Here is a 16925-nt window from a genome sequence, read left to right as displayed (position 1 = left end):
CTTTGCCTTACTTGCTGATACGGCTGCCGAAGCGCTTCTTGAAGCGGTCGACACGGCCACCGGTGGTCGCCTGCTTCTGCTTGCCGGTGTAGAACGGGTGGCACTGGGAGCAAACGTCCAGCTGGATGTCTTTTGCCAGGGTGGAGCGGGTCTTGATTACGTTGCCGCAGGAGCAGGTTGCATTGACCTCGGCGTAATTCGGATGGATATCGGTTTTCATAATGGCCTCTTTCCGAGTCCGCCACCCGGTCAGTTGCCGAGCACGGAATCGTCGTTGGTATAGGAACCGCCGGGGTTGCCGGAGGTCCGGGCTGCTTAAAAAGTCGGCGCATACTATCAGAATAGCGCCGGCGATCAAGTACCGGAAAGCCGCCGCGGCCAGTACAGGTGCTGGGGGTGCAGCCGGCGGTCGGCAGTTCTTGCGCCAGGCAGTACACTAACCCCCTGGGTGGGCGGCGCGTGACTGTGTCGTCGAGAGAGTCTTCGGGCAGTTGGGGGGCGAGGTTTGCAACAGGCGGATCAACAGGGCGGTATCCTGCGGTTGGCAGTGCCCGTGCCCCTGCGCCGGCTATTCGACTACCTGCCCCCGGCGGGAGTCGATGCCGCCAGCCTGCACCCCGGTCAGCGGCTGTGGGTGCCCTTCGGCGGGCGTAAACTGTTGGCGGTACTAGTTGAAAAGGTGAGTGAATCCTCACTTGCAAACCTGAAGCCGGCCCTGGAGCTGGTCGACCACCAGCCCCTGTTCGATGCTCGCAGCCGGGAATTCATGCGCTGGGCGGCCTCCTACTACCAGGCGCCGCCGGGAGAACTGTATAGCGCCGCGTTGCCGGCGGCCCTGCGCAAGGGCAAGCCCGCCGATCACTGGGCGGAGCAGTGGCTGACACTCACAACCGAGGGTAAGGGGCTGCCCGAGACTGCCCTGGCCCGGGCGCCGAAACAGCAGGCACTGCTACAGAGACTCCTGTCTGCGGGTCCCCAGAGCAGGACCGCGCTGCGCACCGAGGGGGTGACAACACCAGTCATCCGCGCCCTGGAGGAGCGGGGCCTCGTGACCTGGAAAGTGGGCCCCACCGTACCGCCGCCTCTCCCCGCTGCCGAGCCGTCACCATCGCCGGAGCTCAACGAGGAGCAGCGGCAGGTGCTGGCGGAAATTCCCGCCGAGGGCTTTTCGGCGTCCCTGCTGGAGGGTACCACCGGCAGTGGCAAGACCGAGGTGTACCTGCGCCTGATGGATCGCGTACTGCAGGCCGGGCGCCAGGCTCTGTTATTGGTGCCGGAGATCGGCCTCACGCCGCAGACCCTGCGCCGCATCGCCGCCCGCTTTCCCGGCCGCAGCATTGCCGCCCTGCACTCGGGGCTGGCCGAGGGCGAGCGGGCACAGGCATGGCTCGCCGCTGCCGGCGGCCAGGCGGATATCGTAATCGGCACCCGCTCGGCGATTCTCACGCCGCTGCCGCGCCTCGGTGTGGTGATCGTCGATGAGGAGCATGACGGCTCGTTCAAACAGCAGGACGGTGTGCGCTACTCCGCCCGCGACCTGGCGGTGGTGCTCGGGCGGATGGCAAATGTGCCGGTTTTACTGGGCTCGGCAACACCGTCCCTGGAGAGCCTGCACAATGCCCTCACCGACCGCTACCGGCACCTGCGGCTGCGCCAGCGCGCCGGCGCTGCCCGGCCGCCACAGATCCACGTAGTGCCAACCCTCGGCCAGCAGCTGGAGGAAGGCTTTGCGCCCCAGGTACTGCGCCATATCGGCGAAACCCTGGACCGGGGCGAGCAGGCGCTGGTGTTCATCAACCGCCGCGGGTTCTCGCCGGCGCTGGCCTGCGACGACTGCGGCTGGCTGGCGGACTGCCCCCACTGTTCGAGCAAGCTGACCCTGCACCGACGTGAGCGCAGCCTGCGCTGCCACCACTGTGATTACCGCCGTCCCCTGGTGGACAGCTGCCCGGCCTGCCACAGCCGTTCCCTCAGTGCACTCGGTGGCGGCACCGAACGCAGCGAGGCGCTGCTGGCCAGCCGGTTCGCCGACTATCCCGTGATCCGGGTCGACCGCGATACGACCTCGAGCAAGGAGGCGCTGGATCGGCTGCTGGCGCCGGCCCGGGCGGGTGAGCCCTGCCTGTTGCTGGGCACCCAGATGCTGGCCAAGGGCCACCACTTGCCGAAGGTGACGCTGGTGGTCATCCAGGATGCGGATGGCGGTCTGTTCAGCGCCGATTTTCGTGCCTCGGAGCGCATGGGGCAGTTGCTGGAACAGGTGGCCGGTCGCGCAGGGCGCGGCGAGCTGGCGGGCCGGGTTCTGGTGCAGAGCCGCTACCCGGAACATCCCTTACTGCAACTGCTGCTGGAAAAGGGTTACGGCCCCTATGCGCGGCAATTGTTGCGGGACCGGGCCGCCGCGGGCCTGCCGCCGGTGCGCGCCATGGCGCTGTTGCGTGCCGAGTGCGAGGAGCCGCGCTGGGCGCAGGAATTCCTCGAGCAGGCCCGGGCCATGCTCGAGTCACTGGCGCCATCGTCACCTCAGTTGCAATACCTGGGGCCGGTCCCGGCCCTGCTCGAGCGCAAATCCGGGCGTTTCCGCTTTTACGTGCAGATCACAGCGGAGCAGCGCGCGGCTCTGCCACCCCTGCTGGCACGGTTCTGCGCCTGGGCGGAGGGCAACCGCAACCGGCGCCTCCGCTGGGCTGTGGATATGGATGCGCAGGAGCTTGCCTGAGCCGCTGGACCTGGCCAGAGATTAAAGGGCAGCGACGGCGCGTCCCGGACTGAATCGCGTTACAATTTGCCGCCAGAGAACAACCATACCGATAACGATCCCGCAGACAGAGAAGTCACGTCTATGAGTCGCCGCAATGCCAGCCGCCACAGCAATAATGGAAGCAAGCCCGCCTGGGTATGGTTTGTGCTGGGGAATTTCACCGGTGGCTTCGCGGTGTTTATCCTGTTCCTGAATGGCCTGCAGGGGGATGCTCCGGCGGTGACACAAGAGAAACCGCGCGCGGTGCAGAGTCAGCCGGCCGAGCAGGAATCCAAGCCGCGCTTCGATTTCTATACCCTGCTGCAGGAGAACGAGGTGGCGGTGCCTCCACCCAAGACCGCCCAGCCAGTGCGTCGCCGTACTGAGCCCGGGGATTCTGAGCCGACAGAATCCACTGCGCCGACACCGGTGCCGGTGGAGCCGGCGCTGGTCTATATCCTCCAGGCGGCCTCTTTTCGCGATGCCGCCGAGGCAGAGCGTCTGCGTGCACAGCTGACCCTCGCCAACCTGGATGTCAGCGTCGAGACCGCCACCGACAGCCGCGGTACCTGGCATCGGGTTCTGGTGGGTCCCTATCAGAGCCGCTCGCGAGTGGCCAAGGCGCGTGAGATCCTCGCGGAGCACCAGCTGATGCCGCTGGTACTAAAGCGACCCACCAGCCGCTGATATCTGCCACCTGACCCGACCCTATGCCGACGCCCCGCATTGCGGGGCGTTTTCGTCAGGGCTGCAGATCCGCGGTCAGGACGATGCCGCCGGTTCCACTATGCGTCGTGTGAGCCGGTGGGCCAGCGGCGCAATAAAGGAAACCAGCGGGAACGCCACGACCCACGCCACGACCCAGGCGCGCAGCCAGCGCAGCAGGAAGCCGGGATCGAATCCGGTATTGATGGCGGTGATCACCCCGGACATCAGCAGCGACATCAGGCAGGACATGATCAGGGCGAAGACCAGGGTGTAAAAGCGTGGGGACAACTTGGCCATGCACGGCTCCGGCGGTGAATCGGTCAATTCTCAGGGCGCGCATTATAGGGGTTTGCGCGCTTCGAGTTGAAAAGCGATGCGGTCGACCACACTTACATGGTTCTGAACCGATCCCCTGCAGCCGCAGGAGTAACCGACAAGGGGCCCACAGTGGAACAGTTTCGCGGAACCACCATCCTTTCCTGCCGGCGCAATGGCAAGGTCGTCATCGGCGGCGACGGCCAGGTCTCGATGGGCAATACCGTCATGAAGGGCAATGCCCGCAAGGTGCGTCGCCTTTACAAAGACCGCGTGATCGCCGGCTTCGCCGGAGGCACTGCCGACGCCTTTACCCTGTTCGAGCGTTTCGAGGCCAAGCTGGAGGCCCACGGCGGCCAGCTGACCCGCGCAGCGGTAGAGCTGGCCAAGGACTGGCGCACCGACCGCGCCCTGCGTCGTCTGGAAGCGCTGCTGGCTGTGGCGGATGAGACCGCCAGCCTGATCGTCACCGGTAACGGCGACGTGATCCAGCCGGAAAATGACCTGATCGCGATCGGTTCCGGCGGCCCCTTTGCCCAGTCCGCCGCCCGGGCGCTGTTGGAAAATACCGACCTGGATGCGCGCACCATTGTCGAGCAGGGCCTGAAGATCGCCGGCGATATCTGCGTCTATACCAACCAGAACCACACCATCGAAGAGCTGAGCTTTTAAGTTCTGTTGAATGCTTCCTGCATGCAACAGAAGGCGCCGGGTCGGCGCATGTCCGTCCCGGCTCCAGCAAATCAAGGATTTGCGCGCGGGCCTTCCATGGCCTGCGAGGGCTACCAAGTAGAGAGAATTCCATGTCCGAATCCCAGATGACCCCCAGAGAAATCGTCCACGAGCTCGATCGCCATATTGTCGGCCAGAAAGAGGCCAAGCGCGCGGTGGCCATTGCCCTGCGCAATCGCTGGCGCCGGATGCAGGTGAATGAGGAACTGCGCGGGGAAATCACCCCGAAAAATATCCTCATGATCGGCCCCACCGGTGTCGGTAAGACCGAGATCGCTCGTCGCCTGGCCAAGCTGGCCGGTGCGCCTTTCGTCAAGGTGGAAGCGACCAAATTCACCGAGGTGGGCTACGTGGGCCGGGACGTGGAATCCATCGTCCGTGACCTGGTGGAAACAGCGATCAAGCTGGAGCGCGAGCGGGCAATGGCCGGTGTGCAGCAGCGGGCCATGGACGCGGCCGAGGAGCGGGTGCTCGATGCACTGCTGCCACCGGCGCGCAGCACCGACCCCACCGAGCGTGACTCCGGAACCCGTCAGCTGTTCCGCAAGAAGCTGCGCGAGGGTGAGCTGAACGAGAAGGAAATCGAAATCGATATGGCCGTGTCGCCGATGGGGGTGGAGATCATGGCACCTCCCGGCATGGAAGAGATGACCAACCAGCTCCAGGGCATGTTCTCCAATATGTCCCAGGGCAAGACCCGTAAGCGCAAGCTCACCGTCAAGCAGGCCATGAAGCAGCTCACCGATGAGGAGGCTGGCAAGCTGGTCAATGACGAGGAGATCAAGAGCCGTGCGATTCATGCCGCCGAGCAAAACGGTATTGTCTTTATCGACGAGATCGACAAGGTAGCCAAGCGTCAGGACACCGGCGGCGCCGATGTCTCCCGCGAGGGTGTGCAGCGTGACTTGCTGCCGCTGATCGAGGGCTCTACCGTGACCACCAAGCACGGCATGATCAAGACCGACCATATCCTGTTCATCGCCTCGGGTGCCTTCCACCTGTCCAAGCCGTCGGATTTGATTCCGGAATTGCAGGGACGCCTGCCGATCCGGGTGGAGCTGGATTCGCTCACGTCAGCGGATTTCCAGCGTATCCTCACCGAGCCGTCCGCTTCCCTGACCGAACAGCAAAAAGCCCTGTTGATGACGGAGGGGCTGCAGCTGGAATTCGCTGAGGATGGTATTCGCCGTATCGCCGAGGTGGCGTTCGAGGTCAACGAGCGCACCGAGAATATCGGCGCGCGCCGCCTGCATACGGTACTGGAGCGGCTGCTGGAGGAAATCTCCTTCTCCGCCGGCGATGGCGAACACAAGACGGTGACCATCGACGCGGGTTACGTGGACAGCCACCTGGGTGAGCTGAGCCAGAATGAAGACCTTTCCCGGTTTATCCTGTAAATGCAGCCGAAAAAGGTTCGTCTGAACCGCGAAGAAAAAAGCCTGCAGCTGGTGTACCTCGACGGGGAGTACACCCTGCCGGCGGAACTCCTTCGCGTCTACTCCCCCAGTGCCGAAGTGCGAGGTCACGGCACCGGGGAGGGCGAGTTGGTGCATGGCAAGCTTAACGTCGGTATTGATACGGTCGAGGCCGCTGGCCGCTATGCGTTGAAGATTGCCTTTGACGACGGCCACGATACCGGGATTTACACCTGGGGTTATCTACGTGAGCTGTGTGAACAGCGCGAGGAACTCTGGCAGTCCTACCTGCAGCGTCTTGAGCGGGCCGGCAGGGGGCGGGATCCGGATGAAAGCGCAGTGAAATTTGTTGGCTGATTTTTTGCTGCAATTCCATGTCTTCGCGGCGAAAGCTAGTAAAAATAATTTTGCTAAACGAACGACAGAATTTCACACATACTTAACTCCCTCGTAACACTGCCACTCTCTAATGCGGGTCGAAGATTTCACGGAGACCCGAAATGATCAAAAACACCTTCGCCGCGCTTTCCGCGCTGGCGCTCACGCCGATCAGCCTCTCGATCGCCGCCGCCGAGCTACCCGAATATCAGCGTACCAGTGCCTGGTTCGAGGATGGGGTAGCGCAAACCCAGGCACGCGCTGAAAGTGGGCGCGCCATGTCGTCGGCCAAGAATGTGATTCTCTTTGTTGGCGATGGCATGGGCATTTCCACTCTGACTGCCGCTCGCATTCTCGAGGGACAATTGCGTGGCGAGCCGGGAGAGGAAAATTATCTTTCTTTTGAGCGGTTCCCTTACTCTGCGCTGATTAAAACCTACAACACCAATCAGCAGACACCCGACTCAGCCGGCACCATGACGGCGATGATGACCGGAGTAAAAACCGACGCTGGCATTATTAATATCGACAGCGATGCGGTGCGCGGTGACTGCGCCTCAGTGGCTGGCAATGAGCTCAATACCTTTCTCGAACTGATGGAAGATCGAGGGCGGGCAACGGGTATTGTCAGTACTGCCCGCATTACGCACGCCACTCCGGCGGCTACCTATGCCCGGGTACCGGAGCGCAACTGGGAATCGGACGATGCCCTGCCTGCGGGTGCCGCTGAAAATGGCTGTCGCGATATCGCCGCACAACTGGTGGAGATGGAACTCGGTGATGGAGTCGACGTGATACTGGGCGGCGGACGCCGACACTTCCTGCCGGCAGAATCCGGTGGTCGCCGCGCTGATGGTCGCAACCTGCCGGCCGAGTGGCAGCAGCGCTATGAAGGAGAACAGCAGGCTGCGTACATCGAGAGTGGTACGGAACTGGCCGCAGTGGATCTCAATGCAACAGACAAGCTGCTCGGCCTGTTTACCAGTTCGCACATGAGCTACGATGCGGATCGGCGCGCCACCGGTGCGGATGAGCCTTCCATTGCGGACATGACCGGTGCAGCCATCGAGCTGCTGCAGAAAAACGAAGACGGTTACTTCCTGATGGTGGAGTCGGGTCGCATCGACCACAGCCACCATGCCGGTAATGCCTACAACGCCCTGCACGATGCGATTGCGTTCGCCGCAGCGGTGGAGCGTGCGGTCGAGTCGGTGGATCTGGAAGAGACGCTGGTGCTGGTCACGGCAGATCACAGCCATGTATTCACCATCGCCGGCTACCCCACTCGCGGTAACCCCATTCTGGGCAAGGTCGTCACCAATGACGGCAGCGGTACAGCGCTGGCTACCGAGGACTTGGCAGAGGACGACCGCCCCTATACCACCCTGAGCTACGGCAATGGTCTGGGCTTTGCCGATCTGGGTGGGGAGACCGATGCGGATGCCCGTTACGCCCTGCCGGCAGACACCGGACGCAAGGACCTGACCAGTGTGGACACCGCTGCCCCGGGCTTCCATCAGGAAGCGCTGATCCCGTTGGGATCGGAAAGCCACGCCGGAGAGGATATCAGCCTGCACGCCACAGGTGCCGGTGCCCCGCTGGTACAGGGCACCCTGGAACAGAATGCCATTTTCCACCTGATGGTCGGCGCCACCGGCCTGTCGGTCGATGGGGAATAACTGTGCCGAGATTTGAGGAGAAAAAAATGCAATTTAATAAGTTTATCCCCACTAGCCTGGCCGCGGCCCTGCTGGTCTCTGCCTGTAGCGAAGACAGAAGCAATCCGCCTCCGGTGACTCTGCCGGAGCCACAGCCGACGGCACTGTCGCTGCCTGCGCAGCAGCTGGAGAGCCCCTGGTTCAGCGACGGCCGGGCAACGGTCGAGGCCGCCCGCGAGCAGGTCATCAACAACACTCCCGGTGCGGCAAAAAATATCATTCTGTTCGTGGGTGACGGCATGGGGATATCCACCGTGACCGCCGCACGCATCCTGGCCGGTCAGCAGCAGGGAATGAGCGGTGAGGAGTACCAGCTCAGCTTCGAAAAAATGCCTTTCGCCGGCCTGATCAAGACATACAACACCAACCAGCAGACACCGGATTCCGCCGGCACCGCTACCGCCATGATGGCCGGAGTAAAAACCAAGGCCGGAGTGCTGAACGTGGCCGAGGATGTTCCCCGGGGCGACTGTGCAGCGAGCCAGCAGCGTCCGCTGGTCACGGCGCTGGAGCTGGCCGAGTCCCTGGGCAAGAGCACCGGTGTGGTCAGCACCGCGCGACTCACCCATGCAACGCCGGCGGCGACCTATGCCAAGGTGCCGGAACGGGGCTGGGAATCCGATGACGGTCTCTCTAATGACGCCAAGGCCGGTGGCTGTGTCGATATTGCCGCACAGATGGTTGCGCTCGCAGCCGGTGATGGTATCGATGTGGCAATGGGTGGCGGCCGCCGCCACTTCCTGCCTGAATCGGTCACTGACCTGGAAGGCAAGACGGGTCGCCGCCAGGATGGCCGCAACCTGGTGCAAGAATGGCAGCAGCGCTATGGCGATGGCGTGACCAACGCCGTCTATGTCGAAGATCAGGCCGGCTTCGACGGTATCGATGTGGCCGCCACTGACAAACTGCTGGGGCTGTTTGAATCCTCACACATGCGCTACGAGGCCGATCGTGGCAACGATATTGCCGGAGAGCCCTCACTGTCGCAGATGACCGGTAAGGCGGTGGAGTTACTGGAAAAGGATGAGGACGGCTATTTCCTGATGGTGGAGTCCGGTCGTATCGATCACGGTCACCATGCCGGTAGCGCCTATAACGCCCTGAACGATGCGGTGGAGTTTGCCGAGGCGATTCAGGTGGCCATGGACGCGACCAGCGCCGAGGACACCCTGATCATTGTCACCGCGGACCACAGCCACGTGCTGACCATCGCCGGCTATCCCACCCGCGGCAATCCGATCCTTGGCAAGGTGGTGGGCAATGACAGCCACGGCGAACCGGAGTCAGCGCCAGCCACCGCTGAAGACGGCCTGCCCTTCACCACCCTGAGCTACGCCAACGGTCGCGGCTTTGCCGATCTCGGCAGTGAGACGGATGCCGACGTCCGCTACGGGCTGCCGGTCGATGCAGGGCGGCAGGACCTGACGGCCGTGGACACCACCGCCCCCGGGTTCCACCAGGAAGCGCTGGTACCGCTGGAGTCCGAGACCCACGCCGGTGAGGATGTGGGAATCTGGGCGCGCGGTCCGGGCGCACACCTGCTGAGCGGCACCAACGAGCAGAGTTATATCTTCCATGTCATGGCCCGTTCAGGAGGGCTGCTGGCGGACTGACCTGGTCGCCAGACGAGGCCCTGGTGCAATCCAGCCTTGATCGAGCCCCGGCAGTGGTGACGCTGCCGGGGCTTTTTGTTTCCGGGATCCGAATGATCCGCATCGATGACGCCTGCGGACAAACTCTGTTATGATCTCGCCCGCAAAACCTAAGGGGTGGCTTCGGCCTGAGATGCAACCCGGATCCGAAAGTCCGGCGAGCGAACCCTTGAACCTGATCCGGTTAATACCGGCGTAGGAATAGGTCAGTAGTAAAAACCCTCCCCACGTCGCATTCCGGGTCTCTTTCACTTTTGTGTATTTGAGAGAGAACCATGAATATCCCTTACCCCTTTAAGCCACTTGCCAGCTCCATCCTGATAGCGGCGGGATGCCTGTCAGCTGTGCATGCATCGGCTGAAACCGAATCCACCGAAAACGGCCTGGAAGAGGTCATTGTCACCGGTCAACTCCGGGATACGCGACAATTGGACCTGCCAACCAGTGTCAGTGTCGTGGATGGCGCTACCATCGCTGCGCGCGGTGCCACCAATCTGGAGCAGTTGCTGAACCTGGCCCCCAACGTCAACTTTTCTGCCGGCGCCTCCCGCGGCCGCTTTGTGCAGATTCGCGGTATTGGTGAACGCAGCCAGTTTATCGATCCGGTCAATCCCTCTGTCGGCCTGATCATCGACGGTATCGACTTTACCGGTCTCGGGCTGGCCGCCAGCACCCTCGATATGGCGCAGGTGGAAATCCTGCGCGGGCCGCAGGGTACCGTCTATGGGGCCAATGCTCTGGCTGGCCTGATCAACATGACGAGTCGGGCTCCCACGACCGAGCCGATGGCAAAAGTTTCCGCGGAAGTTGCGGAATACGATGGTCGCACCCTGTCGGCCGTGGGCAGTGGTGCCCTGACCGATCGACTGAGCTACCGCCTCGCCGCACGCAGTCAGCAGTCCGATGGTTACATCGACAACATCCACCTGAATCGCGAGGATACCAACGGTATCGATGAGTCGGTGATGCGCGGTAAGCTGCGTTACCAGGCCAGCGACGATCTGCAGCTGGATTTCACCGCACTGCATATCGATGTCGATAATGGTTACGACGCCTTTTCGCTGACAAATACCCGCACTACGCTCTCCGACCAACCGGGCTGGGATCGTCAGGAGACGCTGGCGGGTTCGGTTCTCGCCAAGTGGTCCGGCCACTCCCTGTTTACACTCGAATCCACCCTCAGCATGGCCGACTCCGATACCGAGTATGGCTACGATGAAGACTGGACTTATGTGGGTTTCCACCCCTGGGAGTACAGTTCCACTGACAATTACCTGCGCGACAAAGCCAATGTGAGCGCCGACCTGCGATTGCTCTCGACGGAAGCCTCGAAGCTGTTTAACGGGCGTAGCAGCTGGGTGGCCGGAGTTTATGTCCGCAATGAGAGTGAGGATCTTGAGCGCAACGAAAACTTTGCCAGCCAGTACGATACCGAAAATGCCGCCCTCTACGGACAGCTGAGAACCGTCCTCACCGATTCGCTGGCCCTGATTACCGGACTGCGTCTGGAACAGCGCAATGCCGATTACGCGGATTCTCTCTCGGTCGCTTCTGGAAATGATGAGAGCCTCTGGGGCGGCGATATAACCCTCGAATACGCCTATTGGGAAAACACGCTGATTTACGGCACGGTGTCCCGTGGTTACAAGGCCGGTGGCGTCAACGGTCGCATCATCTCTGCTTCCGCCACCAACCCCGATATCAGCAGTGAGGTGTTCGAGTTCGATACCGAGCACCTGCTCAATTACGAACTGGGTATCAAAGGCGCGTGGCTGGAAAACCGCCTGCAGGGCCAGCTGGCCGCGTTTTATCAGGACCGCAGCGATGTGCAGGCCAAGCAGTCCATATTCGATCCCAGTGACTTCTCCTTCGATGACTTCCTCGCCAATGCTGCCGGAGGTAAAACCACGGGCCTGGAAGTCGAGCTGAATTATCTCGCCAGTGACACCCTGCGCCTGTTCGCCTCGGCGGGTTGGTTGAATGCGGAATTCGAGGGCTTTGAAAGCACCTCTCATGTGGATGCAAGGGACGATGCCAATGGTATCGCCCTGGCACCGGTGGACCTGGATGGCCGTGACGTGGCCCATGCGCCGAACTATCAGTTCTTTACCGGCGCCGAATATTCATTCACGCCCAGTCTGATCCTGAGAATGGAGGTGGAAGGCAAAGGCACCTTTTATTTCTCCAACAGCCACGATGAAAAATCCACGGCCTACGAACTGCTGAATGCCCGACTGACATACCGTGTCAGTAACTGGGAAGCTTCCCTTTGGGGGAGGAACCTGACGGACGAGGATTACTACACGCGGGGTTTCTACTTCAGTAACCAGTTTGGTAACAACCCCGCTAATTTCTATGCGCCGGAGCCCTACTATCAGTTTGGCGAACCGCGCGTGGCAGGAATTTCTGGTTCATACACCTTCTAATCGAACATTTGCCGAACTCTCCAGAGACTCCGGGCGGCTTCATCCGCCCGGAGTTGAGAGATAGCTGTTGGGGATCATTGACCATGAAGCTCTCTGTTGAAATCAGTATGTATCCGCTAAAAGACGAGTACATTCCCAGCATCCAGGCCTTTATCGACCGCCTGAACCGCCACCAGGATTTGCAGGTAATTACCAATACCATGAGCACCCAGGTATTCGGTGACTACGAACTGGTGATGGAGGTGCTAAAGCGGGAAATGCGTACTTCCTATGAAAAATATGGTCGCGCGATTTTTGTGTGCAAATTTATTGAAGGCAATCTAGCCCCGGAAGTCGGTGATGGTTGATCAGGATATTGGCAGTATCCTCGCTGCCTCTTTTATGGCGATGTCTTTGTGGGAAATTACCGCTGTGATCCTCGCTCTGGCCTACCTGCTGTTGGCCATGCGGGAGAAGATCAGCTGCTGGTATGCGGCGTTTGCCAGCACCGCGATTTACACCTTCCTTTTTTGGGATGTCAGTCTGTTGATGGAGTCTGCGCTGCAGATTTTTTATCTCATAATGGCCGTCTATGGCTGGTGGCAGTGGCGACATCACCGGGATAAGCGCAGAGACCTGCATATCCACTGTTGGCCACTGCGCACTCATCTTGTGGTTATCAGCGTCGTGGCTGCTTTAACGCTGCTCTTTGGATATGTGCTGGAAACCAGCACCAGCGCCGCCCTGCCCTATTTGGACTCATTCACCACCTGGGGTGCTGTCATCACCACGTTTATGGTGACCCGCAAGGTGCTGGAGAACTGGATCTACTGGTTTGTGATCGATGGTGTCTCGATCTATCTATACATGGATCGGGGACTTTATCTCACGGCGCTGCTGTTCCTGGCCTATGTGGTGCTAGTCGTCATTGGATTCTTTCAATGGCTGGCGATCTATCAGCGCGAACAACAGAATCCATCCAAGCAAGCTGCAACTGCTTGATAGTCGGGATTGCAATGGCATGAGTAGTACCCCGCACGACATTATTCCCGATGACTGGCATTGCTGGAGCGACACGAAGCCCTCTGTCATCAAGAAGCTCGCGGGCGGGTTGACCAATCAAAGCTACTTGATTGCTACTCCGGTAGACCAGTTGGTATTGCGGAGAAACTCAGGGATCAGTGATGCGCTGGACCTGAACCGCCGGGCCGAAGCGAACACGCTGCGGCTCGCGGATGAAGCCGGATTGTGTGCACCTGTGATTCACTGTGACACCCAGTGCGAGTATCTCGTTACGCGTTATATCGAAGGAACAAACTGGCGAAATGAGGGTTGCGGCTCCCTGAAAAGCCTGGCCGCGTTGTTGCGCGGGATACATAGATTGCCGGCTATCAACGCTCGATTGGTTGTTGAAGAAAAGATAGAAAAATATTGGCAGTCAATCGACTCCAGGGCGGAATTCTATTCCGTTTTACATTCATTGGATCACGCGATAGAGCAGCATCTTCGAAAAGCGAGGGCATTGGGTGAAGGTGAATCTCTGTGCCACAACGATCTGTCAGCGGGCAATCTGATCTTGGCCAGTACAGGCCAGCTGTACGCTATTGATTGGGAGTATGCCGCCATGGGTGACTCCTTCTATGAACTGGCGGTGATCACTGAAGAATACGGGCTGGTAGAGCGGCAACAGGAGCGCTTATTGGAAGAATACCTGCAGCGCCCCTTGGTGCTCACAGACTGGCAGCGCCTGGAGCATTGGCGAGTCATCTATGGATATCTATCTGTGCTGTGGTACGCCGTGCAGTTTTCTACCGAATCGACTAGAAGTCCTGGTCTCCAGCGGAAAATTGTCAATCGAGCCGTGCAGCTATCCACATTGAGTGCAGGTGTTCGCCGGTAGATTTTTGCCCGATGTCTAGCTCGACTTATCTCTGGCTGATGGGAAGTTATTGCCGGAGCTACTACTTATGCCAAAATGCCATCCTCCTAGGACCAGCCCCCCGATAGCTGACAGGAAAACAATGGCGGATAGAAACCACAGTGGACCAAAAATAGTGCTCGGTCCTGCGATCTCACCGTAGAGCACTGTAGACAGATACGGCAGCGAAAGAACAGTAAGCATTGCCGTCGAGCGGGTTTTCAAGGCCCGAGAGGCGCTGGCACCAAAGACTGCGGCAACGACAAATAAAGGCAGCGCAATGTAGATAAGGTGCAAACAAAGCAGTGTCATTGAGGCGTCGCCGTCTGTCAGTGAGCTCAGCCAGTTCGGTACAGTGATGGCAGCCCCAAAACCCACAACCTGAATCGCGACCACGCTGAATAAAATACCAATAATAAATGTAACTGCATGCTTCATGGATGTATTTCCATAGGATCCGGTAGCGGGTTTCAAGGCGGTGGTTGAGTGAAGCTAATAGTTAGGCGAGCGAGCTGTAATTAAAAACGACGCGCTATGAGTTTTCCCTGTCAAGGATAGGACCGGGAATAAATCTCCCCGGTCCTCCTCAGCTATCGGTTGAGCAATCCCTTCACCGCTTGCGGCAGATCCGCGGGCAGAATCACATTCTTGGCATTGTCGGACTGCGACAGCTCTGACAGTGCAGAGATATAGCGCTCGCCAAGCAGGTACATCACTGGCATTTCCTGCTCACCGATGGCGGAGGAAACGCGCTCGATGGCCTCGCGGCTGGCGTCGGCAAGGACCACCTGGGCTTTGGCATCGCGCTTGGAGGCTTCCAGGCGGCCGTCGGCCTCGAGGATGGCGGCCTGCTTCTCACCCTCGGCCCGGGTGACGGTGGCACGGCGCTGGCGTTCGGCGGCGGCCTGCTCTTCCATGGCGGCCTGCATGGTCTGAGAGGGGTTGATGTCCTGAATCTCGACAGTTTTCAGGTTGATGCCCCAGTCGGCAATATCGTCGGAGATGCCTTCCTTCAGCTTGGCCTTGATCAGGTCGCGGGAGGACAGTGCCGAGTCCAGTGACATCTCACCGATGATCGAACGCAGCGCGGTCTGGACCAGGTTCTGGATAGCGATCTCGTAATCCTCAACGCCGTACACCGCCTTCTCCGGTGAGACGATATTGATGTAAGCCACGGCGTTGGCAATGATGGTGGCGTTGTCCTGGGTGATGACTTCCTGGGAGGGGATATCCAGCACGATATCCTTGGTGGTTACCTTGTAGGGCACCTGATCCACATAGGGAATCACCACGTTCATACCCGGGGTCAGGGTTTTATGGTATTTCCCCAGCCGCTGCACGATATGCTTGGAGCCCTGCGGTACGATGCGTACCCCCTTGGCGATGGTGATCACCACAAGCGCCACCAGCGCCAGTACTACATATAAACCTTCCACTTCCTGTTTCCCTCCCCGGGTATTGAATCGATCCTGTTGATCTGGGTGATTAAGTTGATGTTGTTATCGGTAATGACGGTGCCGCTTCAGTGTGGTGCTACCATCAGTGCATTGCCGGAAATATCGGTGACGCGCACGCGATCGCCAATGGCGACCTCTTCCGTGCAGATAAAGATCCATTCGTCTTCGCCCAAAATCGGCGCGGGGAATTTCAGTCGGCCGCGACTCTTCCCGGCGTTCGATTCCAGTACCAGGCCCACCTGCCCCACCAGTGCCTCGTAGGCCATGCCGGCGGTGGTGCGGTCTTTCCAGCGCGGTTTGATACTTTTGACCCAGATCACCACAAAGGCGATGGAGGCGAAGGCCCACAGGATCAGTTGCAGGGTAAAGGGCAGGTCCACGGCCAGTGTCAGGATGCCCATGAGCAGGGCGGCGAGGCCGAACCAGAACAGGACGAAGCCGGAGACAAAGATCTCGGCGGTCACCAGCAGCAGGCCCAGTACCAGCCAGTGCCAATAGGCGATATGAAGGTTGAGCCAGTCCAGCATGGCAATGGTTCCCTATTTGTTTTCTAAGGAGGCATTATGCCAAAAAGCGCTGGGTTACGGTCGGCTATCCGCGGTTTATTCAGGTGGGTGCATTATCACTGGCTCCGCACAGTTACCAGGCAAACTGCTTCGGGCGGAATAATGCGTCGGCTTGTTGTTCAATTTGCCGATGCAATTCGTCGCTACGCTTGGTGGCGCTATCGAGCAGGGGAATTAATTCACCGGGGAATCGGTCACTCATTGGTGCCAGGAAGGTGCATAGCAGGTGGAGGTCGCGCCAGTCTCCCAGTGCCTTGGCCAGCTTGTTGAGTGGCTTCTGCCGAGGACCGATACGCTTCTCATATCGCTTTGCCATCAGTCGGCTGTGGTACCAGTGGTCTTTTACTCGTTTGCGGAACTCGTGAAAGCTTTCGGGGCTTTCCTCGGCTAGAGCCTTATTCATAGCCTTGCGGGCGCGGCGATACCCTTTCTCGTAGCCTTTGCGGGTGTGTATCCAGCGTAGCGGCTGCAGTGGCCAACCCTCAAGCCGCTGAGCTGCCTGATCCAGTTGCTGCGCGGCATCTGCCATGGCCTGTTCATCCCTCTGGTGCTCTGCACGGTGGCTGAGGAATGCTTCAATCTGTGGATAGTCGCCAGGAGCGAGCTTCAGCAGTGAATCTCTCAGGGAGACAGCATCGCGGCTGCCGGACAGAGTGTTGGCGAGGTTGCGAAACTGGGCATTTTCATAGCGATAGAGACCCTCAGCCTCATAGCGGATCAACCGTAGCAGCGCGCGCATTTTCTTGCAGCGCTTGCGTACCTGGTGCACGGCTTCTTCGTCAGGCAATTCTTCCAGTTCAGCCATGGCCAGCGAGACCTGGCTCTGGGCAACCCTGCGTAGATTCTCTGGAAGCGGTTTGTTTGGTTTGAATGAGTAGCGCATACCCGGGAGCTTTCAGTCTGGACGGCCAACAGTTTAGC

General features: G+C 59.8%; 17 protein-coding genes and 1 riboswitch. Of the genes, 11 read left to right on the top strand and 6 right to left on the bottom strand.

Annotated elements, in window-relative coordinates:
• Positions 1-7: 7 nt before the first annotated feature.
• A complete protein-coding gene (gene rpmE / locus AUP74_RS03845; protein ID WP_069946405.1) occupies positions 8-220 on the bottom strand; it encodes a 50S ribosomal protein L31 in 213 nt (70 codons plus the stop codon).
• A gap of 285 nt (positions 221-505) precedes the next feature.
• On the opposite strand from rpmE, the gene AUP74_RS03840 reads away from it, so the two are divergent.
• Together AUP74_RS03840 and AUP74_RS03835 are read left to right on the top strand one after the other, a co-directional pair.
• Positions 506-2719 (top strand): primosomal protein N', encoded by a 2214-nt coding sequence (locus AUP74_RS03840; RefSeq protein WP_083260805.1) that lies wholly within the window; start codon positions 506-508, stop codon positions 2717-2719.
• 123 nt (positions 2720-2842) lie between these two features.
• Positions 2843-3427, top strand: a complete 585-nt coding sequence (locus tag AUP74_RS03835) for an SPOR domain-containing protein (RefSeq protein WP_069946404.1) — start codon at positions 2843-2845, stop codon at positions 3425-3427.
• A gap of 75 nt (positions 3428-3502) precedes the next feature.
• Here the strand turns inward: AUP74_RS03835 and AUP74_RS03830 are convergent, their stop codons facing one another.
• The gene (locus tag AUP74_RS03830) at positions 3503-3745 is read right to left on the bottom strand and encodes a DUF2798 domain-containing protein (RefSeq protein ID WP_069946403.1); all 243 of its coding nucleotides are present in this window, start codon (positions 3743-3745) and stop codon (positions 3503-3505) included.
• 150 nt (positions 3746-3895) lie between these two features.
• Here AUP74_RS03830 and hslV point away from each other — a divergent pair, with 150 nt between their 5' ends.
• The 9 genes from hslV to AUP74_RS03785 all read left to right on the top strand — a co-directional run bounded on the left by hslV (position 3896) and on the right by AUP74_RS03785 (position 13963).
• Complete coding sequence (gene hslV, locus AUP74_RS03825; protein WP_067083778.1) at positions 3896-4435, top strand: ATP-dependent protease subunit HslV; 540 nt, start codon at positions 3896-3898, stop codon at positions 4433-4435.
• 131 nt (positions 4436-4566) lie between these two features.
• A complete protein-coding gene (gene hslU, locus AUP74_RS03820) occupies positions 4567-5892 on the top strand; it encodes an ATP-dependent protease ATPase subunit HslU (RefSeq protein ID WP_069946402.1) in 1326 nt (441 codons plus the stop codon).
• Complete coding sequence (locus AUP74_RS03815) at positions 5893-6267, top strand: gamma-butyrobetaine hydroxylase family protein (RefSeq protein ID WP_069946401.1); 375 nt, start codon at positions 5893-5895, stop codon at positions 6265-6267.
• 143 nt (positions 6268-6410) lie between these two features.
• The gene (locus tag AUP74_RS03810; RefSeq protein ID WP_069946400.1) at positions 6411-7967 is read left to right on the top strand and encodes an alkaline phosphatase; all 1557 of its coding nucleotides are present in this window, start codon (positions 6411-6413) and stop codon (positions 7965-7967) included.
• Positions 7968-7993: 26 nt separating this feature from the next.
• Positions 7994-9619 (top strand): alkaline phosphatase, encoded by a 1626-nt coding sequence (locus AUP74_RS03805; protein ID WP_069946399.1) that lies wholly within the window; start codon positions 7994-7996, stop codon positions 9617-9619.
• 142 nt (positions 9620-9761) lie between these two features.
• Positions 9762-9877: riboswitch (TPP riboswitch) on the top strand.
• A gap of 56 nt (positions 9878-9933) precedes the next feature.
• Complete coding sequence (locus AUP74_RS03800) at positions 9934-12084, top strand: TonB-dependent receptor (protein WP_069946398.1); 2151 nt, start codon at positions 9934-9936, stop codon at positions 12082-12084.
• A gap of 83 nt (positions 12085-12167) precedes the next feature.
• Positions 12168-12431: a YkoF family thiamine/hydroxymethylpyrimidine-binding protein gene (locus AUP74_RS03795; protein ID WP_069946397.1), complete on the top strand. Its 264-nt coding sequence runs from the start codon at positions 12168-12170 to the stop codon at positions 12429-12431.
• Positions 12424-13065 carry a nicotinamide riboside transporter PnuC gene (pnuC, locus tag AUP74_RS03790; protein ID WP_069946396.1) on the top strand — a complete coding sequence of 214 codons (642 nt, stop codon included), beginning with the start codon at positions 12424-12426 and terminating at the stop codon, positions 13063-13065. The genes AUP74_RS03795 and pnuC overlap by 8 nt, the downstream gene beginning before the upstream one ends.
• A gap of 19 nt (positions 13066-13084) precedes the next feature.
• A complete protein-coding gene (locus tag AUP74_RS03785) occupies positions 13085-13963 on the top strand; it encodes a choline kinase family protein (RefSeq protein ID WP_069946395.1) in 879 nt (292 codons plus the stop codon).
• Between the two features lie 15 nt (positions 13964-13978).
• Here the strand turns inward: AUP74_RS03785 and AUP74_RS03780 are convergent, their stop codons facing one another.
• The 4 genes from AUP74_RS03780 to AUP74_RS03765 form a co-directional block, all read right to left on the bottom strand.
• Positions 13979-14419: a hypothetical protein gene (locus tag AUP74_RS03780; protein WP_069946394.1), complete on the bottom strand. Its 441-nt coding sequence runs from the start codon at positions 14417-14419 to the stop codon at positions 13979-13981.
• Positions 14420-14571: 152 nt separating this feature from the next.
• Entirely contained in the window at positions 14572-15417 is an 846-nt protein-coding gene (locus tag AUP74_RS03775) for an SPFH domain-containing protein (protein ID WP_069946393.1), read from the bottom strand.
• 86 nt (positions 15418-15503) lie between these two features.
• The gene (locus AUP74_RS03770; protein ID WP_069946392.1) at positions 15504-15965 is read right to left on the bottom strand and encodes an NfeD family protein; all 462 of its coding nucleotides are present in this window, start codon (positions 15963-15965) and stop codon (positions 15504-15506) included.
• 112 nt (positions 15966-16077) lie between these two features.
• On the bottom strand, positions 16078-16809 hold the full coding sequence (locus AUP74_RS03765; protein WP_158514535.1) for a CHAD domain-containing protein: 732 nt from the start codon (positions 16807-16809) through the stop codon (positions 16078-16080).
• Positions 16810-16925 lie beyond the last annotated feature (116 nt).

Source organism: Microbulbifer aggregans, assembly GCF_001750105.1.
In the GTDB taxonomy this organism is placed as follows: Bacteria; Pseudomonadota; Gammaproteobacteria; order Pseudomonadales; family Cellvibrionaceae; genus Microbulbifer; species Microbulbifer aggregans.
Note: the sequence above shows the minus strand (reverse complement) of the source record. Positions and strands in the feature narration are given on the sequence as shown.

What these genes read in the sequence shown, in the direction of transcription:
- rpmE (WP_069946405.1), bottom strand. Translation starts at nt 220, where the DNA reads ATGAAAACCGATATCCATCCGAATTACGCCGAGGTCAATGCAACCTGC.
- AUP74_RS03835 (WP_069946404.1), top strand. Translation starts at nt 2,843, where the DNA reads ATGAGTCGCCGCAATGCCAGCCGCCACAGCAATAATGGAAGCAAGCCC.
- AUP74_RS03830 (WP_069946403.1), bottom strand. Translation starts at nt 3,745, where the DNA reads ATGGCCAAGTTGTCCCCACGCTTTTACACCCTGGTCTTCGCCCTGATC.
- hslU (WP_069946402.1), top strand. Translation starts at nt 4,567, where the DNA reads ATGTCCGAATCCCAGATGACCCCCAGAGAAATCGTCCACGAGCTCGAT.
- AUP74_RS03815 (WP_069946401.1), top strand. Translation starts at nt 5,893, where the DNA reads ATGCAGCCGAAAAAGGTTCGTCTGAACCGCGAAGAAAAAAGCCTGCAG.
- AUP74_RS03810 (WP_069946400.1), top strand. Translation starts at nt 6,411, where the DNA reads ATGATCAAAAACACCTTCGCCGCGCTTTCCGCGCTGGCGCTCACGCCG.
- AUP74_RS03805 (WP_069946399.1), top strand. Translation starts at nt 7,994, where the DNA reads ATGCAATTTAATAAGTTTATCCCCACTAGCCTGGCCGCGGCCCTGCTG.
- AUP74_RS03800 (WP_069946398.1), top strand. Translation starts at nt 9,934, where the DNA reads ATGAATATCCCTTACCCCTTTAAGCCACTTGCCAGCTCCATCCTGATA.
- AUP74_RS03795 (WP_069946397.1), top strand. Translation starts at nt 12,168, where the DNA reads ATGAAGCTCTCTGTTGAAATCAGTATGTATCCGCTAAAAGACGAGTAC.
- pnuC (WP_069946396.1), top strand. Translation starts at nt 12,424, where the DNA reads ATGGTTGATCAGGATATTGGCAGTATCCTCGCTGCCTCTTTTATGGCG.
- AUP74_RS03785 (WP_069946395.1), top strand. Translation starts at nt 13,085, where the DNA reads ATGAGTAGTACCCCGCACGACATTATTCCCGATGACTGGCATTGCTGG.
- AUP74_RS03780 (WP_069946394.1), bottom strand. Translation starts at nt 14,419, where the DNA reads ATGAAGCATGCAGTTACATTTATTATTGGTATTTTATTCAGCGTGGTC.
- AUP74_RS03770 (WP_069946392.1), bottom strand. Translation starts at nt 15,965, where the DNA reads ATGCTGGACTGGCTCAACCTTCATATCGCCTATTGGCACTGGCTGGTA.
- AUP74_RS03765 (WP_158514535.1), bottom strand. Translation starts at nt 16,809, where the DNA reads ATGGCTGAACTGGAAGAATTGCCTGACGAAGAAGCCGTGCACCAGGTA.